This is a genomic window from Rhizobium sp. H4, assembly GCF_003013335.1.
GTDB classification, from domain to species: domain Bacteria; phylum Pseudomonadota; class Alphaproteobacteria; order Rhizobiales; family Rhizobiaceae; genus Rhizobium; species Rhizobium sophoriradicis.
Genome location: NZ_PSOW01000002.1, coordinates 1 through 22643 on the forward strand (window position 1 = coordinate 1; position 22643 = coordinate 22643).

18 protein-coding genes, 1 other RNA gene and 1 pseudogene are annotated in these 22643 nt (G+C 62.6%); 8 read left to right on the forward strand and 12 right to left on the reverse strand.

Annotation, left to right across the window (positions count from 1 at the left end; genetic code table 11):
• Nucleotides 1–107, forward strand: a pseudogene (locus C4N04_RS02765) (IS110 family transposase); the annotation flags it as partial.
• Nucleotides 108–240: 133 nt separating this feature from the next.
• Here C4N04_RS02765 and ilvN read toward each other — a convergent pair.
• Entirely contained in the window at nt 241–813 is a 573-nt protein-coding gene (ilvN, locus tag C4N04_RS02770) for an acetolactate synthase small subunit (RefSeq protein ID WP_009994120.1), read from the reverse strand.
• 23 nt (nt 814–836) lie between these two features.
• Nucleotides 837–2627: an acetolactate synthase 3 large subunit gene (locus C4N04_RS02775; protein ID WP_077992972.1), complete on the reverse strand. Its 1791-nt coding sequence runs from the start codon at nt 2625–2627 to the stop codon at nt 837–839.
• A 323-nt stretch (nt 2628–2950) separates the two neighbouring features.
• Here C4N04_RS02775 and C4N04_RS02780 point away from each other — a divergent pair, with 323 nt between their 5' ends.
• A complete protein-coding gene (locus C4N04_RS02780; protein WP_077992974.1) occupies nt 2951–4990 on the forward strand; it encodes an ATP-binding protein in 2040 nt (679 codons plus the stop codon).
• Here the strand turns inward: C4N04_RS02780 and C4N04_RS02785 are convergent.
• Together C4N04_RS02785 and C4N04_RS02790 are read right to left on the reverse strand one after the other, a co-directional pair.
• Nucleotides 4987–5901 (reverse strand): dihydrodipicolinate synthase family protein, encoded by a 915-nt coding sequence (locus C4N04_RS02785; RefSeq protein ID WP_077992976.1) that lies wholly within the window; start codon nt 5899–5901, stop codon nt 4987–4989. The two genes, C4N04_RS02780 and C4N04_RS02785, sit on opposite strands and share 4 nt — an antisense overlap.
• A 20-nt stretch (nt 5902–5921) precedes the next feature.
• Entirely contained in the window at nt 5922–6536 is a 615-nt protein-coding gene (locus C4N04_RS02790; RefSeq protein WP_077993094.1) for a LysE family translocator, read from the reverse strand.
• 95 nt (nt 6537–6631) lie between these two features.
• On the opposite strand from C4N04_RS02790, the gene C4N04_RS02795 reads away from it, so the two are divergent.
• Nucleotides 6632–8110 carry a PLP-dependent aminotransferase family protein gene (locus C4N04_RS02795; protein WP_199852440.1) on the forward strand — a complete coding sequence of 493 codons (1479 nt, stop codon included), beginning with the start codon at nt 6632–6634 and terminating at the stop codon, nt 8108–8110.
• 33 nt (nt 8111–8143) lie between these two features.
• Here the strand turns inward: C4N04_RS02795 and miaA are convergent, their stop codons facing one another.
• On the reverse strand, nt 8144–9040 hold the full coding sequence (gene miaA, locus C4N04_RS02800) for a tRNA (adenosine(37)-N6)-dimethylallyltransferase MiaA (protein ID WP_183738683.1): 897 nt from the start codon (nt 9038–9040) through the stop codon (nt 8144–8146).
• Between miaA and serB the strand changes: the two genes are divergently transcribed.
• Nucleotides 9039–9929, forward strand: a complete 891-nt coding sequence (gene serB, locus C4N04_RS02805; protein WP_077992981.1) for a phosphoserine phosphatase SerB — start codon at nt 9039–9041, stop codon at nt 9927–9929. The two genes, miaA and serB, sit on opposite strands and share 2 nt — an antisense overlap.
• A gap of 286 nt (nt 9930–10215) precedes the next feature.
• Here serB and C4N04_RS02810 read toward each other — a convergent pair whose 3' ends face one another.
• The 5 genes from C4N04_RS02810 to C4N04_RS02830 form a co-directional block, all read right to left on the reverse strand.
• Nucleotides 10216–11931 (reverse strand): DegQ family serine endoprotease, encoded by a 1716-nt coding sequence (locus C4N04_RS02810; RefSeq protein WP_077992982.1) that lies wholly within the window; start codon nt 11929–11931, stop codon nt 10216–10218.
• A 191-nt stretch (nt 11932–12122) separates the two neighbouring features.
• Nucleotides 12123–13094 (reverse strand): protease modulator HflC, encoded by a 972-nt coding sequence (locus tag C4N04_RS02815; protein WP_077992983.1) that lies wholly within the window; start codon nt 13092–13094, stop codon nt 12123–12125.
• 3 nt (nt 13095–13097) lie between these two features.
• A complete protein-coding gene (hflK, locus tag C4N04_RS02820) occupies nt 13098–14186 on the reverse strand; it encodes an FtsH protease activity modulator HflK (RefSeq protein WP_038689963.1) in 1089 nt (362 codons plus the stop codon).
• A gap of 149 nt (nt 14187–14335) precedes the next feature.
• On the reverse strand, nt 14336–14854 hold the full coding sequence (locus C4N04_RS02825) for a dihydrofolate reductase (RefSeq protein ID WP_009996664.1): 519 nt from the start codon (nt 14852–14854) through the stop codon (nt 14336–14338).
• Nucleotides 14855–14867: 13 nt separating this feature from the next.
• Nucleotides 14868–15662 carry a thymidylate synthase gene (locus C4N04_RS02830; RefSeq protein WP_009996662.1) on the reverse strand — a complete coding sequence of 265 codons (795 nt, stop codon included), beginning with the start codon at nt 15660–15662 and terminating at the stop codon, nt 14868–14870.
• Nucleotides 15663–15773: 111 nt separating this feature from the next.
• Between C4N04_RS02830 and ssrA the strand changes: the two genes are divergently transcribed.
• From ssrA to C4N04_RS02850, 4 genes are all read left to right on the forward strand, one after another.
• Nucleotides 15774–16136, forward strand: a transfer-messenger RNA (tmRNA) gene (gene ssrA, locus C4N04_RS02835).
• 128 nt (nt 16137–16264) lie between these two features.
• Nucleotides 16265–16780, forward strand: coding sequence for an SspB family protein (locus C4N04_RS02840; protein ID WP_009996660.1), 516 nt, complete (start codon nt 16265–16267; stop codon nt 16778–16780).
• A gap of 48 nt (nt 16781–16828) precedes the next feature.
• Nucleotides 16829–17023: a DUF4169 family protein gene (locus tag C4N04_RS02845; RefSeq protein WP_011426047.1), complete on the forward strand. Its 195-nt coding sequence runs from the start codon at nt 16829–16831 to the stop codon at nt 17021–17023.
• 104 nt (nt 17024–17127) lie between these two features.
• Nucleotides 17128–17352, forward strand: coding sequence for a ribbon-helix-helix domain-containing protein (locus C4N04_RS02850; protein ID WP_009996656.1), 225 nt, complete (start codon nt 17128–17130; stop codon nt 17350–17352).
• Nucleotides 17353–17417: 65 nt separating this feature from the next.
• Here the strand turns inward: C4N04_RS02850 and C4N04_RS02855 are convergent, their stop codons facing one another.
• Together C4N04_RS02855 and C4N04_RS02860 are read right to left on the reverse strand one after the other, a co-directional pair.
• Nucleotides 17418–21122 (reverse strand): AsmA-like C-terminal region-containing protein, encoded by a 3705-nt coding sequence (locus tag C4N04_RS02855; RefSeq protein ID WP_106795396.1) that lies wholly within the window; start codon nt 21120–21122, stop codon nt 17418–17420.
• Nucleotides 21123–21211: 89 nt separating this feature from the next.
• Entirely contained in the window at nt 21212–22624 is a 1413-nt protein-coding gene (locus C4N04_RS02860; RefSeq protein ID WP_106795397.1) for an FAD-linked oxidase C-terminal domain-containing protein, read from the reverse strand.
• Between the last annotated feature and the right edge of the window lie 19 nt (nt 22625–22643).

The window sequence follows — 22643 nt, forward strand, 5'->3', positions numbered from 1 at the left end:
CCGGCAAACCCAAAATGGTCATCCGCATCGCACTCGCCCGAAAACTCCTGGTTATTCTCAATGCAAAAGCACGAGACGCGCGAAGAGAATTCGAATATGCAACTTGACAATCCAGATAGTCGCTCATCCGCCTGCCGGCACCTTCTCCCCGAGGGGAGAAGAGATTCGCCGCGCCGTCTCCGTCCCTTGCCTAGTAAGCACAGCTGAGGATGACGCCTAGGGAAGTAGGAAGCTCGTGCCTCACATCCCCTGCGCGCCGCGGTTCATCGCCGCGATGCCGGTGCGGCAGACCTCGATCAGGCCGAGCGGCTTCATGATCGCGACGAACTGGTCGATCTTCGACGACTTGCCGGTGATCTCCAGAATGAAATGATCAATCGTCGCATCCACCACCTTGGCGTGGAACGCATCGGCAAGGCGCAGCGTCTCGGCGCGGGTTTCGCCCTCACCGATCACCTTGACCAGCGCCACTTCGCGCTCGATCGGCCGCTCCTGGCCAAGTTCGCGGGCGCGCACCGTCAGATCGACGACGCGATGAACCGGCACGATGCGATCGAGCTGCGCCTTGATCTGCTCCAGCACGTGCGGCGTGCCGCGCGTGACGATGGTGATGCGGGAAAGATGCGCCTGATGCTCGGTCTCGGAAACCGTGAGGCTTTCGATATTGTAGCCGCGGCCCGAGAACAGGCCGATGACGCGGGCAAGGACGCCCGGTTCGTTGTCGACGAGGACCGAAAGCGTATGGCTCTCGATCGCCGTCGTTTCCGGCGAGATGAAGTAGGCAGAGCCGGTGGGCTGAAGATGTGCGTTCATGGTCCTGGGTTCCTACCTTATCATTATACGAGCTGACGGCCTTTGGCGTCGATCGCGTTGGCGACCGCTTCGTCCGTGGCTTCGTCGGGCAGCAGCATTTCATTATGAGCCTTACCCGAGGGGATCATCGGGAAGCAGTTGGCGAGATTGGCGACGCGGCAATCGAAGATGACCGGCTTCTTGACCTCGATCATCTCGACGATGGCGTCGTCGAGCTCATCCGGCTTTTCGCAGCGCAGGCCCACCGCGCCATAGGCTTCCGCCAGCTTGACGAAATCAGGCATCGCCTCGGTATAGGAGTGCGACAGGCGATTGCCGTGCAGCAGCTGCTGCCACTGGCGCACCATACCCATGTACTGGTTGTTCATGATGAAGATCTTGATCGGCGCGTCATACTGGATCGCCGTCGACATTTCCTGGATGCACATCTGGATCGAGGCGTCGCCAGCAATGTCGATGACGAGGCTTTCCGGATGGGCGATCTGGACGCCGAGGGCGGCCGGCAAGCCATAACCCATCGTGCCCAAGCCGCCCGAGGTCATCCAACGGTTCGGCTGTTCGAAGCCGAAGAACTGCGCTGCCCACATCTGATGCTGGCCGACTTCGGTCGTGATATAGGTGTCGCGGTCCTTGGTATGCGCATAGAGCCGCTCCAGCGCATATTGCGGCATGATCACGTCGTTGTTCTTCGTATAGGCGAAGGAGTTGCGCGCCCGCCAGCGAGCGATATCGCTCCACCAATCCTCAAGGCGGTTCTTCTCCGGCTTCCTCGGCAGCGCCCGCCACAGGCGGACCATGTCTTCCAAGACATGGCCGACATCGCCGCGGATGCCGATATCGACGCGGACGTTCTTGTTGATCGAGGACGGATCGATGTCGATATGGATCTTCTTCGAGTTTGGCGAGAAGGCGTTGAGACGGCCGGTGATGCGGTCGTCGAAGCGGGCGCCGATGCAGACCATGACGTCGCAGTCATGCATCGCCATGTTCGCCTCGTAAGAGCCGTGCATGCCGAGCATCTTCAGCCAGTTCTTGCCGGAAGCCGGATAGGCGCCGAGGCCCATCAGCGTCGAGGTGATTGGGAAATCGGTGAGCTCGACCAGCTCGCGCAGCAGCTTGGAGGCTTCCGGACCGGAATTGACGACGCCGCCGCCGGAATAGATGATCGGCCGGCGCGCATTCGCCATCAGCTCGATTGCCGCATGGATCTGGTTGAGGTCGCCCTGGATCTTCGGCTGGTAGCTCTTCTGGATCGGGTAATCGGCGGGCGGCGTATAGGTGCCGGTCGCAAACTGCACGTCCTTCGGAATATCGACGACGACGGGACCCGGACGGCCGGACTGGGCGATGCGGAAAGCCTCATGAATGATGGCGGCGAGCTGGTTGACGTCCTTGACCAGCCAGTTGTGCTTGGTGCAGGGCCGGGTGATGCCGACCGTATCGCATTCCTGGAAGGCGTCGGAGCCGATCAGCGGGGTCGGCACCTGGCCGGTCAGGCAGACGAGCGGGATCGAATCCATCAGCGCGTCCTGCAGCGGCGTCACAGCATTGGTGGCGCCGGGGCCTGATGTGACCAGCATGACGCCGACCTTGCCGGTGGAGCGGGCATAGCCTTCGGCCGCATGGCCTGCACCCTGCTCGTGGCGCACGAGGATGTGCTTGACCTCTTCCTGCTGGAAGATCTCGTCGTAGATCGGCAGAACCGCGCCGCCGGGATAGCCGAAGATATGTTCGACGCCGTTGTCCTTCAGCGCCTTGAGAACGATCTCCGCTCCCGTCATCCGATTGCCTGCCGCCTGATTGTCCGTGCTCATCTGTCTGTTCCGTTTGATGCTGGGATTTGCGTTTGTGGCCGGAAGCCCGAATTTCGGGCATAAAAAAAGGCCCCGGAGGAGCCTGTCATCTAGCGCATGGGTGGCTGTCGCCGGATGGTTACACCACCCTGCCCATGCGCTTTCCCACCACGATAAGAGCCGTTGCGATTTTCATGGTCCGAAGTGATAGACAGAAAATTTCGCAGCGTCAACGCATGCCACAATAAAAAACTGCCCCGCCCCTTCGCCCCTGAAAATCGATAGGATGAAGGATTTGTTAAAGGATCGACTTTATCCTTTAACGCTACTGTAGGAGTAGCCCGTTGCTCAACAACGACTTGCGCATGTCTGGCAAGGCAGGCGAGCACGATCGCCGCGATGGCCTCGCGCCGGGGAATCGCTTTCTCGGCCGCGTTGTTGCATGCAGCGGCTCGCGGGCGACGATTGCCGCCGTCGCCGTTGAGGGCGGGACTGATCTTACCGAACTCTGGTCCGTCGGCCGGCTGATTTCGATTAGCGTCGGCCGCAACCGCGTCGTTGCCCTCGTCTATCAGATGAACACCGGCGGCCACGCCTGGGGCGAAGGCGAGGACAACACTTTCAAGATCGAGACCGAGCTGCTCGGCGAAGTCCGCGTCGATGAGGACGGGCGCGAGGAATTCTCAACCGGCATCTCTCGTTATCCCTATCTCGGCGCCATCGCCCACCGCATCCGTGCTGCCGACCTGATGCGCATCTACGATGCCGGAACGGGCACGACAGCCGTCATCGGCAAGCTGACGCAGGACGAAAGCATCGATGCAGCGATCCACATCCCTTCGATGCTCTCCAAGCATTTCGCCGTCGTCGGCTCGACCGGCGTCGGCAAGTCGACGGCAGTCTCTCTGCTGCTGCACAAGGCGATTGTGGCGGACCCGAAGCTGCGCGTCCTGATCCTCGATCCGCACAATGAATTCGCCGCCGCCTTTCCCAAGCACGCTGTCACCATCGATACAGATACGCTCGACCTGCCCTTCTGGCTGATGCGGCTCGAGGAGTTCGCCGAAGTCGTCTTCCGCGGCCGCCCGCCGGTGCCTGAAGAACTGGATATGCTGCGCGACATCATGCCCGAGGCCAAGCGCGCCTTCCGCGGCAGCGATAACTCACTGGTGCGCCGGACGACGGAAAAGAGCTCGATTACCGCCGATACGCCGGTTCCCTATCGCATGGCCGATCTCCTGGCCCTGATCGACGAGCGCATCGGCCGCCTCGAGGGCCGCGCCGAAAAACCCTCCCTGCGTTCGCTGAAGATGCGACTGATCGCTGCAATCAACGATCCACGCTATCACTTCATGTTTTCCAACAACACGATCAGCGACACGATCACCGACACCATCGCGCAGATATTCCGCATTCCCGGAGACAGCAGGCCCATCTGCACCTTCCAGCTTGCCGGCATTCCTTCCGAAGTGGTCAATTCGGTCGCCTCTGTGCTCTGCCGCATGGCCTTCGAGGTGGCACTCTGGAGTGACGGCGCCATCCACATGCTCGTCGTCTGCGAGGAGGCCCACCGCTATATCCCCTCCGATCCCAGCCTCGGCTTCGTGCCGACGCGCCAGGCAATCGCCCGCATCGCCAAGGAAGGCCGAAAATACGGCGTCTCGCTTGGGATCATCACCCAGCGGCCGGGCGAGCTCGACCAGACGATCCTGTCGCAGTGCTCGACGCTGTTTGCCATGCGCCTTGCCAACGACCGCGACCAGGAAATCATCCGCTCGGCCATCCCGAATTCATCGATCTCGACGACGAGCTTCATCTCCTCGATCGGCAATGGCGAGGCGATCGCCTTCGGCGAGGCGATCAGCGTGCCAATGCGCATGCGCTTTTCGCGCGTCGACGAAAACCTGCTGCCGAAAGCTGCCAGCGCCAACAGCAAGCATAGCGAGGAAGATCCGGATACGGTCGATCTGCGCAAGATCGTCACCCGCATGCGGGCGGTGACGGTCGGACCCGATATTTCGAATTTCCAGCAGAGCTTCGGCGCATCGACGGCACCTTCCGACGAGGCGGATGACGCCGACGAGGTTCTCGAGGCCAAGCCCTACGCACCGCCTCCACCGGCCTCGCCACCACCGGTTTCGGCGCCTCTCGAATCCTACCGGCGCGAACTGCTGCCGCAGACGCCGGGGCTGGACCCGGCCGCACCTCCACCCGTCGATCCACGGCTCGATGCGTTGCGCCGCGAGATGCGCCGCGAGGAACCGATCTTTCCGCGACCTGCGCCGCCGACCGACCAGCCGGCCATCACCCGCCGGGAACCCGGCTCGTCGCTGCGCGAAAGCATACTGAAAAAGCCGCTGAGCAGCCTCTACAACAAGGACTAGCTCTTCCGCCCGCCCTCCAGAGCGATCAGCGGCTCGACGATCTCGAGCACACGCTGGCGATCCGCTGATTTCAGCGGCAGGAGCGGTCGCGGAAGCTCCGCCCTGGCGAGTGAGAGATGCTCGAGCAGCATATAGACCACGCGGATGCTTCCGAATGCCTTAAAGGTTTGCCATAGCGGCGCGAACACCTTATCGAGCCGGCGTGCCTCATCGACGTCGCCGGCCATGGCGGCCTTGGCCAGGCCGAGAGCCGTGCGCGGCAGCAAACCGCCGATGACGCTGTACCAGGCGTCTGCGCCGGAAAGCAGCGCATCGGCCGCGCCCCAATCGCCACTGTAACCGATCGCGAGATCGGTCTTCTCCCGCAAGGCCGCAAGTTCCCCTGGCAAATTGCCGTCAACAGGCAGCGGCATCTTCACCGCCCTGATCGTTTCGATATCGCAGAGGCGCTGGAGAAGCTCCCGGCTGAAGGTGAAATGGGTCGTGCCGGGATTGTTGTAGATGCAGACCGGCAGCTTCGTCGCCTTCGCGACCGCCAGGAAATGCTCATAGGCTTCTTCCTGCGTCAGCGGCGTATAGGAGACCGGCGCCAGCAGAAGTGCATCCGCGCCGGCCGCCTCGGCATCCCTGGCAAGACCCACGGCGTGGTCCGTTCTGAGAGCCCCGGCCCCGACGATGAGAGGAATACGGCCGGCGACGCATTCGGCCGCGGCCTTGACGGCGCGCAACCGCTCCTCGCGCGTGAGGTAAGCATAGATCCCGGTGCTGCCGAGAAGCCCGACAGAGGCGACACCCGCGTCGCACAAGCGTTCCAGAAGGCCGCCGAGGGCTTCGGTGTCGACGCGGCCATCGATATTCGCGGGGGTTGCCGGAAAGGCCGAAAGGCCGTGAAAGGGAGAAGCCGAAGACATGATGTGATCCTGCAGAAGCGTCAGTTTGAGAACAGCAGGCGCGATCCGGCGCCCGCGAAGAACACAGCAAGGCTTGCCTCGATCCAGCGGCGCGCCCTGGCATAGCCGCGCACCATCGGCGCCGTCGAGAACAGCAGGGCATAACCGGCGAATATCGATATCCCGAGCAGCACACAGCCGCCGAAAGCCGTGACCGCCATCTCGGGCGAAGCGCCCGGTTTGAGGCCAAGCGACATGATCGCGACCCAGGCCAGAACCGCTTTGGGGTTTCCGAGATGCATCAGTACCCCACGGCGATAGAGCATGCCGAAGTCCGTCGACAGTCGGGCTGGCTCGCCTGCCGGCGCATCCGTGGCAGCGGCCGAGCGAGCCGCCCTCCAGGCGAGCCAGAGGAGGTAAAGCCCGCCCGCGATCTTGAGGAATAACAGGGCATGAGCATAGCGTACGAGCAGTGTCGAAATGCCGGTGACGGCAATCAGACCCCAGCATGTCGACATCGTTATCACGCCGGCGGCAAGCGCCAGGGCCGGTCGGCGCCCCTGGCTCATCGCGACATTCATGATCGCCATGTTGCTTGGCCCTGGGCTTCCTGCTGCGATGACATAGGCGATATAGACGACGAGAAGATCCTGCATTTTCGCTTTCCAGAAGTCGCTGAGGCCTTCCTTCTCTTCTAAAATTGGTTCACCATGAAGCGCCATTTTCAAGAATCTTCATGGACCATTTTGCAATGTCGAAGCGACGGGCCACCATCGAAATTCCGTCTCTCCACGGGATCGACCGAACGGCCGATGTCGGCCGCCGGCTTGCACAGGCGCTGCGGCACGCCATTGCCTGCGGCGAACTGAGGCCGGGCGAGCGTCTTCCTTCGACGCGTAGCCTTGCCGCCTCTTTGAAGATCGCCCGCGGCACCGTCGTCGAAGCCTTCGACCAGTTGACCGCCGAAGGTTATCTCGAGGCGAGAGTGGGCGCGGGAACTCGCGTTGCCACCGCCCTGACGGACATGGCGCCGGCACTTCCGCCGCCACCGCCCGCGCCGGCGTCCGCAGAGGCGGTGGACCTGCCTGCCCCGGCTGCCCGGCTGATATCGATCGCCCGTGCGCTGACCCCTCACCCGCCCGTTCCCTTCGCCATCGCCGTGCCCGCTTCCGGCATTGCGCCCGACGACAATTGGCGCCGTCTCGGCAATCGAATGCGCGCCTCAAAACAGGCCGCCCCCTCGGGCTACCACGATCCGATGGGTGTGCTCGAGCTGCGCATCGCCATTGCCGACCACGTGCGCCGTGCACGGGCCGTTCATTGCGAACCCGAGCAGGTCATCGTTACGTCAGGCACCCAGCAAGGCCTCTATATGGCTGGCCGGGTTCTTCTGTCGCATGACGACCCGGTATGGGCCGAGGATCCCGCTTATCCCGGCCTGACGGCAGTGCTCGACGATCTCGGCGTTCGGACGCATCGAATCCCAGTCGACGCACAAGGAATGAATGTGGAACGCGGCCTCGAACTCTGCCCGGAAGCGCGCGCCGCATTCGTCACGCCTTCGCACCAATATCCGGTCGGCATGCCCCTCAGCATGGCGCGGCGCAACGCTTTGATCGCCTGGGCCGACCAGAACCGGGCTTGGATCGTGGAGGACGACTACGACAGCGAACTGCGTTATGCCGGCCACCCTTTTCCCTCCATGCAGGGGCTGCGTCCGTCGCGCGTCATCTATCTCGGCACCTTCAGCAAGGTGCTCTTTCCGTCGTTGCGTCTCGGTTACGTCATCGCCCCGGCGCCGCTCGCAGAAGCCTTCGCGGGCGCACGCGCCATCCTTGACCGGCATTCGCCGATATCAGAACAGCACGTTCTGGCCGCCTATATCAGGGAAGGTTATTTCGAGGCGCATATCAGGCGCATTCGGGGTCTTTATGCCGAGCGCCGCGCTGTTCTGCTCGCGGCGCTCGAGCGGGTTCTGCCGGAAGGGTGCCATGTTCAGCCGAGCGATCAGGGCATGCACATCCTTCTATGGCTGCCCGAGGAAGCCGACGACGTGCGACTGGCAGCGCACGCCCTTTCGACCGGCCTTGCAGTGCGGGCGATCTCCCCCATGTATGGCGCGCAGCCGGCACGCCCCGGCTTGATGCTGGGTTTCGGCGGTTTTCCACCGGAGCAACTGCAGGCGGCGGCGGGCGAGCTCGCCAAACTGCTGCAGGTGCGCGGCACGTAACCGCACCTGAAGGAGCAGGCGCGGACTTACGCGCTATAGGGCCAGCCGCTCCCAGCTCTCGTCCATCTGATTGCGGAACCAGGTCATCTGCCGCTTGGCGTACTGGCGTGTCGCCGCAGCCCCCTTCTCCAGCACCTCCTCGCGCGTCATCTCACCCTTCAGCATCGCCGCGATCTGCGAAACCCCGATCGCCTTCATGACAGGCGCCTCCGCCGGCAAGCCGAGGCCAAGCAGCGTCCTCACCTCGTCTTCGGCGCCCTGCTGCAGCATTTTTTCGAAACGGCCATTGATGCGCTGATGCAGCACCGCCCGGTCCGGCAGAACGACGATCTTTCGCGCCTCCTCGGCGTCGATCAGAACTGGCCCGGACCGCCCCTGAAAATCGGCGATCGACCGTCCCGTCGCCTGGATCACCTCCAGCGCCCGGACGATGCGCTGCCCGTCCTGCCGGTTGAGGTTTGCCGACATGGCAGGGTCGATTGCATCAAGCTCGGCATAGAGCTTATCCGGCCCCTCCTCCAGCAGCCGCGTCCTGAGTTCCTCCCGAAGCGCCTCGGGTATCGTGGGCATGTCGGAGAGACCGCCTGTCAGCGCCTTGAAATAGAGCCCGGTGCCGCCGACGAAGACCGGCAGTTGCCCGGCGGCTTTCAATGCCGGCAGCAGCGCCGAAACATCGCGCAGCCAAGCGCCGGTGGAATAGGCCGCACCTGCCGGCACGTGGCCGTAGAGATGATGCGGCACGCCTTGCATCTCCTCTTCCGATGGGCGGGCGGTCAGCACCCGCAAAGTGTCGTAGACCTGCATGCTGTCGGCATTGACGACCGCGCCGCCATGGCGCTTTGCCAATTCGACGGCGAGCGCGGACTTGCCGCTGGCGGTCGGCCCGGTTATCAGGATCGCGTTCTCTACGCTCAGAAGGTTTTCCATCATGGCCCTCGTTGCCACGCTTGTTGCCAATCCGTCAAATCCTGTTCTAACCCCCGGTATCGCCGAACAGGCGGCCGAGGCGGTGGAAGCCTCCGGTCTCTACTGGCTGGCCGACGGCGTCGCCTGCGATATCGCACTGCGTGACGGTACGGATGCGCAGGCGGCCGAGGCCAATATCCTTGCCGTCATCGCCAGCGCGCCGATCGACCTCGTCATCCAGGAGCAGGAGACCCGCCGCAAGAAGCTGCTGATCGCCGACATGGATTCGACGATGATCGGCCAGGAATGCATCGACGAACTCGCTGCCGAAGTCGGCCTGAAGGAGAAGGTCGCCGCAATCACCGCCCGCGCCATGAACGGCGAGATCGCCTTCGAGCCCGCTTTGCGTGAGCGTGTCGCTCTGCTGAAAGGCCTGCCGATCTCGGTTGTCGACGAGGTCATCGCCAAGCGTATCACGCTCACCCCGGGCGGCCCGGAGCTGATCGCCACCATGAAGTCGAAAGGCCATTATACCGCCCTCGTCTCCGGCGGCTTCACCGTCTTTACCGGCCCCATCGCCGCCACGCTCGGCTTCGACGAGAACCGCGCCAACACCTTGCTGGACGATGGCGGCATTCTCTCCGGCTTCGTCGCCGAACCGATCCTCGGTAAGCAGGCCAAAGTCGATGCACTGAACGAAATATCGGCACGTCTCGGCATTTCGCCGAAGGAGGCGATCGCCGTCGGCGATGGCGCCAACGATCTCGGCATGCTGCAGCTCGCCGGCTCCGGCGTCGCCCTCCACGCCAAACCCACGGTCGCCGCCCAGGCGCAGATGCGCATCAACCACGCTGACCTGACGGCGCTGCTCTATATCCAGGGTTATCGGAAGACGGATTTTGTGACGGGTTGAATGCTCAACTCACCATCACTGGCCGGGTTACCAAATAAAAACCGGTCGATCACAGGCCATTCAGCACTGTCGCATGCGTCGGCATGAGATTTGGCGCGCCGCTCATCCCTGTGCTCGTCACAGGGATCCAGCGCGCCCAAGTCCTTGGGCGCGGGAGACTCTCTTACCTCTATGAGACTCATTCACCGCGCAGACGCGCGGTGGCTGGATTCCTGTGACAAGCACAGGAATGACGGAGGAGAGGTTGAGCGAGAACAGGAAGACGGCGCTAGGCGCCGTAGCTCCCCTACTCCATCGGCACCGCCACGAACCGCAGATCCCCATTCGCCGATGCGATCATCAGCTGAGCGTTGCGGCGGCCCTCCTGTTTCAGCGATTTCACCTTGTCGGCGACCGCGCCCGGCGACTTCATGAATTCCTGCGCCACCTCGACGATCACGTCCCCTGGCTTCAACCCCTTTTCGGCCGAGGCGGAGCCGGGCGCCACTTCCGTCACGACGACGCCGTCGACGCTCTCGGCAATGCCGAAAGCCTTGCGTGTCTCGGGGCTCAATAGCGATAGCGACAATCCGAGCACCTCCTTGGGTGTTGCCGCATCCGGCGATACCTGGCCCTGGTGCTGGTCCGGCGCCGGTGCACCCGGAACGGGCTGCATCTGATCGCCGGTATCCGGCTGGTCCAGGTCGTTGTTCTCGTCCGGATCAGGGGTGATCACGCCGTCCTGCGAGCCATCGGGCGCTGCATCACCGGATGCAGCCTGATCGCTGTCCTCAAGGCGGCCAAGCTTCACCTTGACGGTCTGCTCCTTGCCATCGCGCAGCACGACGACGTCGACTTCCTTCCCGACCGTGCTTTCCGCCACGACACGCGGCAGATCGCGCATTTCATTGACCGTCTTGCCGTCGAATTTCAAAATCACGTCGCCCGCCTTGATGGAGCCGTCGTCGACGGGGCCGCCCTTGATGACGCCGGCGACCAGTGCACCCTTGGCCGTGTCGAGTCCGAGGCTGTCGGCGATATCGTCGGTCACCGGCTGAATGCGAACGCCGAGCCAGCCGCGCCGCGTCTCGCCATATTCGCGCAGCTGCGCGACGACGCCGGAGGCGAGCTCCGACGGCACCGAAAAGCCGATGCCGATCGAGCCGCCGCTCGGCGAAATGATCGCCGTATTGATGCCGATGACTTCACCTTTCATGTTGAAGAGCGGGCCGCCGGAATTGCCCTTGTTGATCGCCGCATCCGTCTGGATAAAATTGTCATAGGGGCCGGCATTGATGTTGCGGCCACGCCCGGAAATGATGCCGACCGTCACCGAGCCGCCGAAGCCGAAGGGATTGCCGATCGCCATCACCCAGTCGCCGATGCGCATCTCGCTGGAATCGCCGAATTTGACCGCTTTCAGCGGCGCCTTCGGCTCGACCTTCAACACCGAAAGATCGGTCTTCGTATCCGTGCCGATCAGCTTCGCCTTGAGCTTCGAACCATTGGCGAAATTGACTTCGATGTCGTCAGCGCCCTCGATCACGTGGTTGTTGGTGACGATATAACCGGTCGGGTCGATGACGAAGCCGGAGCCGAGCGAGCTGACATTGTGGTTGGGGCCTCTGCCGTCCTGCTTCTTGTTGAAGAAGTCGTTGAAGAATTCCTGGAATGGCGATCCATCGGGCGCGCGCGGCGCCGGACCGACCCCTTCGTCATCCTTCACATTCTGAGAGGTCGATATGTTGACCACGGCATCGAGCAACCCCTCGGCGAGATCGGCGACGGAAGCCGGTCCGTTGTTCGGCACGACGCCCTGAAGCGGCGGGACCTGCTGCGGTGCCGCGGGTGCGGGTGGTGTCGGCGCCGGAGCAGCCGGAACAGGCGCCGCAACCCCGGGTGCTGCTTTTTCAGGCGTGGTTTGCGCAAAAGCAATCCCGCTCATGCCGGCTTGCGCCAGAATTGCGGCGCTCGCCATAAGCGCGAGCGTTCGTCTGAAGGGCGAGCCAATCGTGGGGGCCATCAAGCTTCCTCATAAGCGGTAAATGCGCACATTGAGCATCAGCATAAGGCGGAATGATGGAGGGCGAAATCACCTTTTCGCGAAATCCCCGTGCAATCTGACGCCTCCTCGCAAAAGCCGGATTGTCTCAATCTGCATGCAAAAAGGGCCGGCGCAGGCCGGCCCTTTCAGTGTGCGGACAGCGCGCGGCGTCAGTTCGCCGGCTGGGCGGGGGCTGCGGGCGCAGCCGCGCCGGGAACGGCCGCAGCCGGCGCTCCGGAATTTGCCGGCGGCGTCTGCAGAGCGCCGGCGGCATTGTCGAAATAACGGAAGAATTCCGAATTCGGCGACAGCACCAGCATCGTGTCCTGCGATGAAAGCGCCGAGGAATAGGCCGCCATGGAACGATAGAATTCGAAGAAGGCGGGGTTCCTGGAAAAGGCGTCGGCGAACACGCGGTTGCGTTCGGCATCGCCCTGACCGCGCAGGATTTCTGCATCGCGCTGGGCATCCGCGGTGATCTCCACCACCTGGCGGTCGGCAATCGCCCGGCGGCGCAGGCCGTCTTCCGTGCCCTGGGCGCGCAAGAGTTCGGCTTCGGCCAGACGCTCGGAGCGCATGCGGTTATAGGTGTTCGGCGCAACATCGGCCGTCAGATCGGTGCGGCGGATGCGCACGTCCTCGATGTTGAGGCCGAGCAGTTCAGCGTCCGGACGCAGATCGTCGCGCACTTCAAGCATCATCGACACGCGCTCGTCGGACAGTGCGGCATCGAATTCCCGCAGACCGTAGACGCGGCGCAATGCCGAATCGAGACGGGTGCGCAACCGTGCTTCGGCCGCGTCGCGGTCACCGGAGACAGTTTCGCGGAAGCGCCGGGCATCGTTGATCGAATAGATCACGAAGGCGTCGACGTCGAAGGTCGCGCCGCCCTTGACCTGCACCTGGATATTGTCGAGGTCGAGGCGCAGCTTCTGCTTTTCGACGAGCTGAACGCGGTCGGCATCCATGAAGCTGAACGGCAGCTTGAAGTAGATGCCGGGCTCGGTCTTGACCGACTGGATTTCGCCGAAGCGCACGACGATCGCCTGTTCGCGGGCGTTGACCACGTAGACCGAGGAATAAAGCCCGACCAGCACGACGGCGAAGATGATGAGAATGACGGGAAGCCTGTTCGAAGTCATGGCTCAACCTCCCTGCTGCGACGGTCTGGAGATCTCGTTGAGCGGCAGATAGGGCACGACCCCCTGCTTCTCCTCGATGATGACCTTCTTGGAATTCTTCAGCACCTGTTCCATCGTTTCCAGGAACAGCCGCTTGCGGGTGACGTCGGGCGCCTTCGAATATTGTTCGTCGATGGCGATGAAGCGCTGCGCCTCGCCCTCCGCTTCCTTGACGACGCGGTCCTTGTAGGCGGCGGCATCTTCGCGGATACGGGCGCCGTCACCGCGTGCCTGACCGAGTTTCTGGTTGGCGTACTGGTTGGCTTCTTCCACCAGGCGCTGCTTGTCCTGATCGGCGCGCTGCACTTCCTGGAAGGCGTCGGCCACTTCACGCGGCGGCGCCACGTCTTCGATCGTCACCTTATTGATCGAAATGCCGGAATTGTAGCGCGACATCGTATCCTGAATGATATTGGCGACCTCGCTGGCGATCTCCAGGCGCCGGTCGCGGAACGCGTCCTGCGCCGGGCGCCGGCCGACCACTTCGCGCATCGCGCTTTCGGAAACCTGCTGCAGCGTCTGCGCCGGGCTTTCGACGTTGAAGAGATAGGCGCGCGCATCGCTGATTTGGTAGAGCACGTTGAAGCGGACGTTGAGGATGTTCTGGTCGCCCGACAGCATCAGCCCGCCGGCCGTATTGCTGCTGCCCTGCGTGCCGCCGACATTCAGCAGCTGCTCGGTGACCTTGACGATCTCGACCGTATCCATCGGCCAGAAATGGAAATGCAGACCCGGCATCGACACCGTTTCCCGCGGCTTGCCGAAGCGCAGCTCGACGCCGCGTTCGTCCGGCTGGACGGTGTAGACGCATTGGATCAGCCAGAAGACGGCGACGATCGCCAAAACGATCACCGCCACGCCGCCGTTGAAACCGCCGGGAACGATGTTGCGCAGCTGGTCCTGGCCGCGCCGGATAATATCTTCCAGATCGGGCGGTCCGCCCTTGCCGCCGCTGCCGCGCGGCCGGTTCGGCCCCTGACCCCATGGTCCCTGATTGTTACCGCCGCCGCCGCCCCAAGGGCCGCCGCCGCCATTCTGATTGCTCCAGGGCATCAAAACCTCGTTGTTCGTTAAGTCTTCCCCGCATCCGGGACCGTGGGGGCTGACCGGCGGATGCGTTGGTGACCGTTATAGGTATCACCGCACCGGCTTTCAACGCAGCGTGAGAAACTTGGTCAATTTAATTGGAAAATAGTTCGTTTTCAGGCGTGACGGCGCTCATAGACGACATAGCGGGTGGGATAGTTGTCCCTTTCGCCGGCCGGCACCGCGATCGTCTCTCCCGCCTGCCAGAGATCGGGATCGATCTCAGGAAACGACGCATCGCCATCGAGATCGGCCTCGACATGGGTGATGCAGAGCCGGTCGGCGAGATTGATCGCCTGGGCGTAGATCTGGCCGCCGCCGATGATGCAGATCTCGTCGGCGGCGGTTTCGCGCGCCAGCCTGTCAGCCGCGTCCATCGCCTCGGGCAGCGAATGCGCCATATTGACATCGGGATGATCGATCGCCGTTTGCCGCGAAATCACCACGTTCGGCCGTCCCGGCAGCGGCTTGCCGATCGAATCATAGGTCTTGCGGCCCATCACGACAGGCTTGCCCAGCGTCAACGCCTTGAAGCGCTTGAGATCGCTCGACAGCCGCCACGGCATGTCGCCGTCGCGGCCGATGGTGCCGTTGCGGGCAACGGCGGCGATGATGGTCCTGCGGATATCGGCCATGAAATGTCCCGGATCAGACGGCGATCGGCGCCTTGATGCTGGCATCGGCCTCGTAGCCGATCAGCTCGAAATCATCGAAGGTGAAGCCGAAAATGTCCTTCACATCGGGGTTGATGCGCATGAAGGGCAGCGGCTTCGGCCGGCGCGTCAGCTGCAGCTTCGCCTGTTCGAAATGGTTGTGGTAGAGATGGGCGTCGCCGAGCGTGTGGACGAAATCACCGGGTTTGAGCCCCGTCACCTCAGCCACCATCATCGTCAAAAGCGCATATGAGGCGATATTGAAGGGCACACCGAGGAAGATGTCGGCTGAGCGCTGGTAGAGCTGGCAGGAGAGCTTGCCGTCGGCGACATAGAATTGGAACAGACAATGGCAGGGTGGCAGCGCCATATTGTCCACTTCCGCCGGATTCCAGGCCGAGACGATGTGGCGGCGCGAATTCGGATTGTTGACTATGCCTTTGATCAGATTGGCGATCTGGTCGATATGGCCGCCATCCGGTGCCGGCCAGGAGCGCCATTGGGCACCATAGACCGGGCCGAGGTCGCCGTTCTCATCGGCCCACTCATCCCAGATCGAGACGCCGTTCTCCTTGAGATAGCGGATATTCGTCTCGCCCTTCAGGAACCACAAAAGCTCGTGGATGATCGAGCGCAGATGCAGCTTTTTCGTGGTCAGCACGGGAAAGCCTTCTTCGAGATCGAAGCGCATCTGGTAGCCGAAAACCGAGCGGGTGCCGGTGCCGGTACGGTCACCCCGGTCGGAGCCATTTTCAATCACATGCTTCAGGAGATCGAGATATTGCTGCATGGCGCGCTGATTCCGTTTTCTCCAATTTAAGCCTTCGCTTTCAGGAAACCAATCGCCGGCAGGCATTTTCCAGTCCTTTCTGCCGCCGGAGGTAAAGCTTTTATGACGTTTGCCCTTTCCTTGGGCGAAGGAAATCACTATATCAACCCTGCCGGCTTTCGGGCCGGCTATGGCAATAAATGAGCGGTGTAATAAACCTATTGGACCCGGGGGCAGTACCCGGCGCCTCCACCAAAAACCGGCGGCATTGAAGGCCGGCTTTTGATGGGGGCGAAACAGGATCGACAAGGGTGTAAAGATCGACTTTTTGCTCGGCATTGTACCGCCGTTATCGGGCTAAAATTGTAGTTGCAAACGACAACTATGCGGAAGCTCGTCTCGCTGCTTAATCGCGGTGTGACACTTCAATCAAAGTCCTAGTGGTTCGCACCTCTAGGCGGGGTCCGAAGGCACCTGGCAACAGAAGCCTTCACCTTCTCCCTGCTGACGAAATCATGTATGCTGCGAAAAAACGTGACTCGGCTCCGGTCTTTCCCAAGGCGCCCGGACGTGGCATATAACCTTGTGAAAAGACTTCCGAACCGACGAAAGACAGGAAAAGCATGGGGCAGGATCATATCCGCTACGACATTCTGGCGCAGGATGCACTTCGCGGCGTCATCCGCAAGGTTTTGGCGGAAGTCGCAACAACGGGCCGTCTGCCCGGCGACCATCACTTCTTCATCACCTTCCTGACGGGTGCGGCCGGCGTCCGCATTTCCCAGCACCTGAAGTCGAAATATCCAGAGCAGATGACCATCGTCATCCAGCACCAGTTCTGGGATCTGAAGATCACCGAGACGCATTTCGAAATAGGCCTGTCCTTCTCCGACGTTCCGGAAAAGCTGGTCATTCCGTTCAATGCGATCCGCGGCTTCTACGATCCTTCCGTCAATTTCGAGCTCGAATTCGATGTGCCGCTCGCCGATGGCGAGGAGCTGCCGTCCGGCGAGATCACCGCCTATCCGGTCGATGCCGCAGGAAAGCCTGACGAAACCGCCGGCGCAAAACCGGCCGACGGTGAAGAGAAAAAACCGGGTTCCGTCGTCTCGCTCGACTCCTTCCGCAAGAAGCAGTGATTTCAAAGGGAGGCCCTGCCTCCCTTTTTAAGGGATTTCAGCCACCGCATGAGCGCCGAAATCATCAATCTGCGCCAGTTCCGCAAGAAGCAGGCCCGCTCCGAGAAAGAGAAACAGGCCGAGCAGAACCGTATTTCCTTCGGACGCACCAAGGCCGAAAAGCAGCTCACCCGCAGCCTGAACGAAAAGGCCGACAAGGCCCACCGCGATGGCCGGATCGAGACGGATGATGACGGCGCATGAGGCTTCACGCAAAGCTTGAAAAGCCGAAAACGAATCTGCGATCAGCCACTTGCACGATTTTCTTGAATCGACCTTCGAAGCCGGTTGCGATGTGAACGTCCTTCATGATCCGCAAGCACTCGGCAACACTGCATGGCCATCGCACCAGTTTTTCGCTGGAAGATGAATTCTGGGCCGAACTGAAGACGATCGCGGCTGGGCGCTCGATGTCGCTGGCCGCGCTGATTTCCGAGATCGACGACCACCGCCAGCCAGACAGCAACCTGTCGTCGGCGCTGCGGCTCCATGTGCTTTCCTGGGCGAAGGCCGGCGGTAGCCGCCAGCCATGATGCCGCGATTGCCCATCAAAATCTGCGTCGATTTCCGATAAGACCCACGGACCTTCCAAGCGCCTTCATTGCGCCTGAACGTCCGGCAGCTGATCGAAGTTGAGCTGACCGGGCTGCACCTGCCCGCTGCGCCGCGCCGCTTCCGCGGCCGCCCTCGCCTGCGCATCGGCCTTGTCCCTGGCTTCCGCCGCGCGCGCAGCCTCCGCCTCGGCGGCCGCCTGCTGCGCCGCCGCTGCCTGTGCCAGCGCGCGCAGCCGCTCTTCCTCCGCCTGCCGCTGCCGCTCGATCTCGGCGGCCCTGACGCGCTCGGCGGCATTGAAGCGGTAGAGCGCGGTCTCGCGACGCAGCCGCTGCTTTTCGAGCACGATCGCCTGCAGCCGCTCGACGCGCCGCCGTTCGCGCTCGAAGGCGCGCAGCGAGAGGTAGCTAGTGATATCGGTCACATCCATCGTCTTGCCGGGCGACGGCAGCATGCCGGAGAAATTTAGCCTCAGCGCCGGTTCTGCGCCGGGAAGCGCCTCCGTGCCCGGATTGAGACCGATGCCGACCGTTGCGCTGATGCGCTCTTCCGGCAACGCGATCTGTGCGTCGGCGGTGACGCGGGCCAGATCATTGGCGACGGTGACATTCTGTACCCTCAGCGTCCCGTCGGTAATGTTGAAGGGAACTCCAAGCGGCGGCAGCTTCGCTTCGCCGTTGTTGAGCAGCGTCTCGACGATCGGATGTACCTTGCCGGCATTGATCTGTTCCTGCATCGTGTCGGTCGCGGCAAGCAGCGGCGGAAGGATGGCAAGGTTCAACCCGCGTATGCTGGTATCGCCGAGCCTCAGCTCCCCCGAACCATTGAGCGAGCTGGCAATCTCACCGATCGTCTTGCCCGAGGCCTCCATCGACAGCGACAGGTCGAACTTGCCATTGGCGATCGGCGCACCGTCACGCAGCCAGACGACGCCGGCAAGATCGGAATCGGCAAGCGCAAGCTTCGTCTGCAGGAAGCCGGTGCCGTCGGCATTGGTGAAGAGCAGGTTGCCGGAGAGCTTGCCGCCGTCCCAGTTGCCGGCCATGTCGTTGAGCTGCAGTTCGTCGCCCTTATAGGCGACGTTGCTGGTAAAATCGGACACCGCCGTTTCCGGCAGGCCCGGCCAGAACTGCTTGGCCGAAAGCTTCACCTTGACGTCGACATCCTTGAAGACGGGCAGGCCGAGCGGGGCCTTCGTCAAGGCGCCATTGGCGGGATCGACGATCTGGCCGAACACTGCCTCGCCAAGCCAGCCGGCGTCGGCTTTGGAGATCGTCAGCGCGCCGCTCGCCGTCGGCTTCGCAGCCTTCCGGTCGAAGCTCAGCGCTCCTGAAAACTCGTTGTCGGCCGCATGCCCCTTTATATCGGATAAGGCGATCTTGTCGCTGTCGACGGCGGCATTGACCTGCAGGCCGAACGGCAATCCCGTCCCGGTCTGCGGCAGGGCGATGCCGTTCATGATGAGATAGGGGTCGATATCGGCGCTATCGAGCGAAATCGCGATCTGACCATTCATGAAACTCTCCGGCCGGACATCGACCTTGCCGTTGGCGGTAAACGAAGTCCGGTCGGTGGCAAAGGTCAGCGCCGCATCGGCGGGATCATTGCCCGATGCCTTCACCTTGAGCGTCAGGCGGCCGTTGGCACCGACTTCGACCGGCAGCGGGTCGAGCCCGGCCTGGCCGAAGAGGATCGACGGCACGGCGTTTTCGAGCGTCGCCTCGAGGCTCGTCGTGCCGTTGCCGGTCAGCGCCAGCAGATCGGACATGCGATAGTCGAGATTGACACGGCTGCCGTTCGCCACACCGGCCAATGTCACCGTCAGCGCATCGCCTTCGTCGCCGCCGAGCGTCAGCGCTCCGCGCAATGCCGTATTGCCGTACCAGCCGGCATTGCGCACCAGCCGGTCGAGCACCGGGTGGTGCGGCAGATGCTCGCGCAGCATGGTGAAGAAGCCGCCGGGATCGGCCGATTTGAAGGTGATCTCACCCGCACCCTTGTAGTCGAGCAGCGAGCCTTCCGCCCGGCCCGTCGCCGTCAGCTCGGCGCCCGCGAGGTTCTTGACCGACAACCGGTCGACCGCAAGCGCCCCGTCAGCGATCGTGAAGGTGGTCTCGACATTCTCGGCGTCGACGCCGAAAGCGGTGAACTTGTCGGCCTTGAGCTGGGCGGCGATCTTGTGATCGAGGACATTGTCGCCGGCGTCCTGCCCGGTCGCGAGGCCGGCCAGCGCCTGCAGCGCGTCGAGATCAAGCGTGTCGCCATTCAACGCCACAGACAGGGTCGGCGTCTGGCCGGAAACCGCCTGCCGCTCCAGCCGGCCTTTCAGCGTCGCCGATCCCATGGCGATTTCGAGGTTTTCGAAACGCTGCAATTCATGGGTGAGGCTGACATTGGCGGAAAAACCCGCCTGCCGCAATTGCCGGATGGCCGGGTCGACCGAGCCGGCAAGCCAGGAGGCAAGCCCTGTTGGCTGGTTCGAGGCCACCACGATCTGACCGTTGAACGAGGGCTCGCCCTGAAGCAGGAGCTTGCCCTTGCCTTCCACCTGGGTGCGTCCCGGCAGCGTGCCGACGGCGCTGTTGATCATCCAGCCCGTTCCGGCCGGCTCCAGCTCCAGTTGCACATCGCGCAATGTCGTGTCGCCGGCGACGATCGCCGGCAACTTGACGCTTGCCTTGCCCGGCACTTGCGGGATCGGCACCTGTGCGACGATATCAATCAGCGAATTCAATCGCTGCCGCGCCGAAACCGCAGGATCCCGCGTCGTCTTGCCGGCCGCGCCTTCATTGCCGATGCGGTTGACATCGATTTGCTGGCCGTCAGCGGTCAGCAGGAATTCCGGCGCATTGCCGGTATCGAGCGTCGCCTCGCCTGTTATGACATAGGGATCGTCCGTCGGGCCGATCTCCATCCGGTATTCAGGGATGCGGATGCGTTCATTGGTGAGTTCGAAGCGACCCTTGACCCGCGGCGGTTGCTCATTCTTGTTGGCCGACTTGGCGCTGTTGCGGTTTTCGATCGCTGCTGAAAGCTGGCCCTGGTAATTCGGCTTGCGGTCGACGAGCTTCAGCTCGCCATCGAGATCGACGCTGACCGGCTGCTTGTCCGGGGAAAGTTTCGTGCGCATGCGCAGCACGCCTTTCTCGTCCGGCTGGCTGCTCGAGATCGAGAAATTCCCGTGTTCGCCGTCGAGCGCCGCATCGCCCTCGATGCGCCAGGGGCCGGCGAGCGACTTGGCCGACATCTCCGCATTCAGGCCGGTGATGCGGCGGCCCCGGCCCGACTGGTCGTCGATGAACTCGACCTCGCCGCCGCTGACATGCACATTTTCAAGGACGACCGTCTTTGCCGGAATTTCGGCGCGGCTGCCGCGCATCCAATCGAGTGTGCCGTCCTTGAGCAATCTCAGACGCACCTTCGGATTGACGACCCGCATATCGAAGATCAGCGCCTCGCCCGACAGGAAAGGCGCGAGCTCCGCATCCATGGAGAACTGCTCGACCCTGACGATCGGCGTGCCGTCGGCTTCCTGGCCGACGCGCACGTCATGCAGCGTGACCGACGGAAACGGCAACAGGCGGGCATCCACCGTGCCGTGGACGGTGACTTTCTTGCCGATGATGCGGCTTGCCTGATCCTCAAAGTTCTTGCGGAAATCCGTCCAGTCGATGAACAGCGGCGCAAGCAGCGCCACAAACAGCGCTACGACGATCACTCCCCCCAGAAAGACGAGGAACCGGCCTAACAATGCAAGGATTCTCCATTCGGGATTCTGTTGCCGACACTAGCGCTATTCATGCCGGGGGCAAGGCCCAAGTTCATGAGAATATTCCGTTTTCAGCCATAGTGGAAAATCTTGCCGGGATTGAAGATGCCGTCCGGATCGAGCGCCTGCTTCACCTGTCGCATCAGATCCACCGTTCCTCCGAGCTCCTGCTCCAGAAAGGCCATCTTGCCTTGGCCAATCCCGTGTTCGCCGGTGCATGTCCCGTCCATGTCGAGCGCCCGCCGGTTGAGCCGTTGCACGAAGCTTTCAACGACGGCGATGTCTTCGGCGCTCTTGTCGTCGAACAGCAGGAGCACGTGGAAGTTCCCGTCGCCGGCATGGCCGACGATCGGACCGAGCAGTCCATGCGCCTCGATATCCGCCTGGGTTTGCGAAACACAATCGGCAAGGCGCGAAATAGGAACACAAACATCGGTCGAAAGTGCGGCAAGCCCTGGAGCCAGGGCCCTTGCGGACCAATAGGCATCGTGACGCGCCTTCCAAAGCTTGGTCCGCTCCTCGGCATTGGCAGTCCACAGGAACTCGCCGCCGCCGCATTCGGCGGCGATCTCTGCGAAAGCTGCCGATTGCAGCGGCACCGTTTCGTCGGTGCCGTGGAACTCGAGAAACAGCGTCGGGCTTTCGGCATAGGAAAGTCCGGAATAAGCGTTGCACGCCCGCATCTGCACAGCGTCGAGCAGTTCGATACGCGCCACCGGAATGCCCATCTGGATCGTCATGATGACGGCATCGCAGGCCGCCTTGATGCTCGGAAAGGCGCAGACGCCGCCGGCAATCTTCTGCGGGATCGCCTGCAGGCGCAGCGTCACCGAGGTCAGGATACCGAGCGTGCCTTCCGCGCCCACGAAAAGCCGCGTCAGGTCGTAGCCGGCCGAAGATTTGCGGGCGCGCCGGGCGGTGCGGATTTCCTCGCCATTGGCGGTGACCGCCGTGACGGCGAGCACATTGTCCTTCATTGTTCCGTAGCGCACGGCATTGGTGCCCGACGCCCGTGTCGACGCCATGCCGCCGATCGAAGCATTGGCACCGGGATCGATCGGGAAGAACAGGCCGGTATCGCGCAGGTGGATATTCAGAGCCTCGCGGGTGATCCCCGGCTCGACCGTGCAGTCGAGATCCTCGGGATTGACCTCGAGCACGCGGTTCATGCGGCTGAAATCGATCGAAATACCGCCATTGGCGGCATTGACCTGTCCCTCCAGCGAGGAGCCGGCACCGAAGCCGATCACCGGCACCTTGTGGGTCGCGCAGACCCTGACCGCCATCTTCACATCCTCGGCGCTCTCGGCAAAGAGCACGCCGTCTGGCAGCTGCGACGGAATATAGCTGGTCGTGTGCGCATGCTGTTCGCGGAAGGATTGGCCGGTCTGGAAGCGCTCGCCGAAGCTCTGCTTGAGAATGCCGAGCACAGCGGCAATGCCCGCCTCGTTGCGTGTGCCGGCCTTTGCGTCCTTCAGCGCCATCTCTTTGATCTCCCTGCCA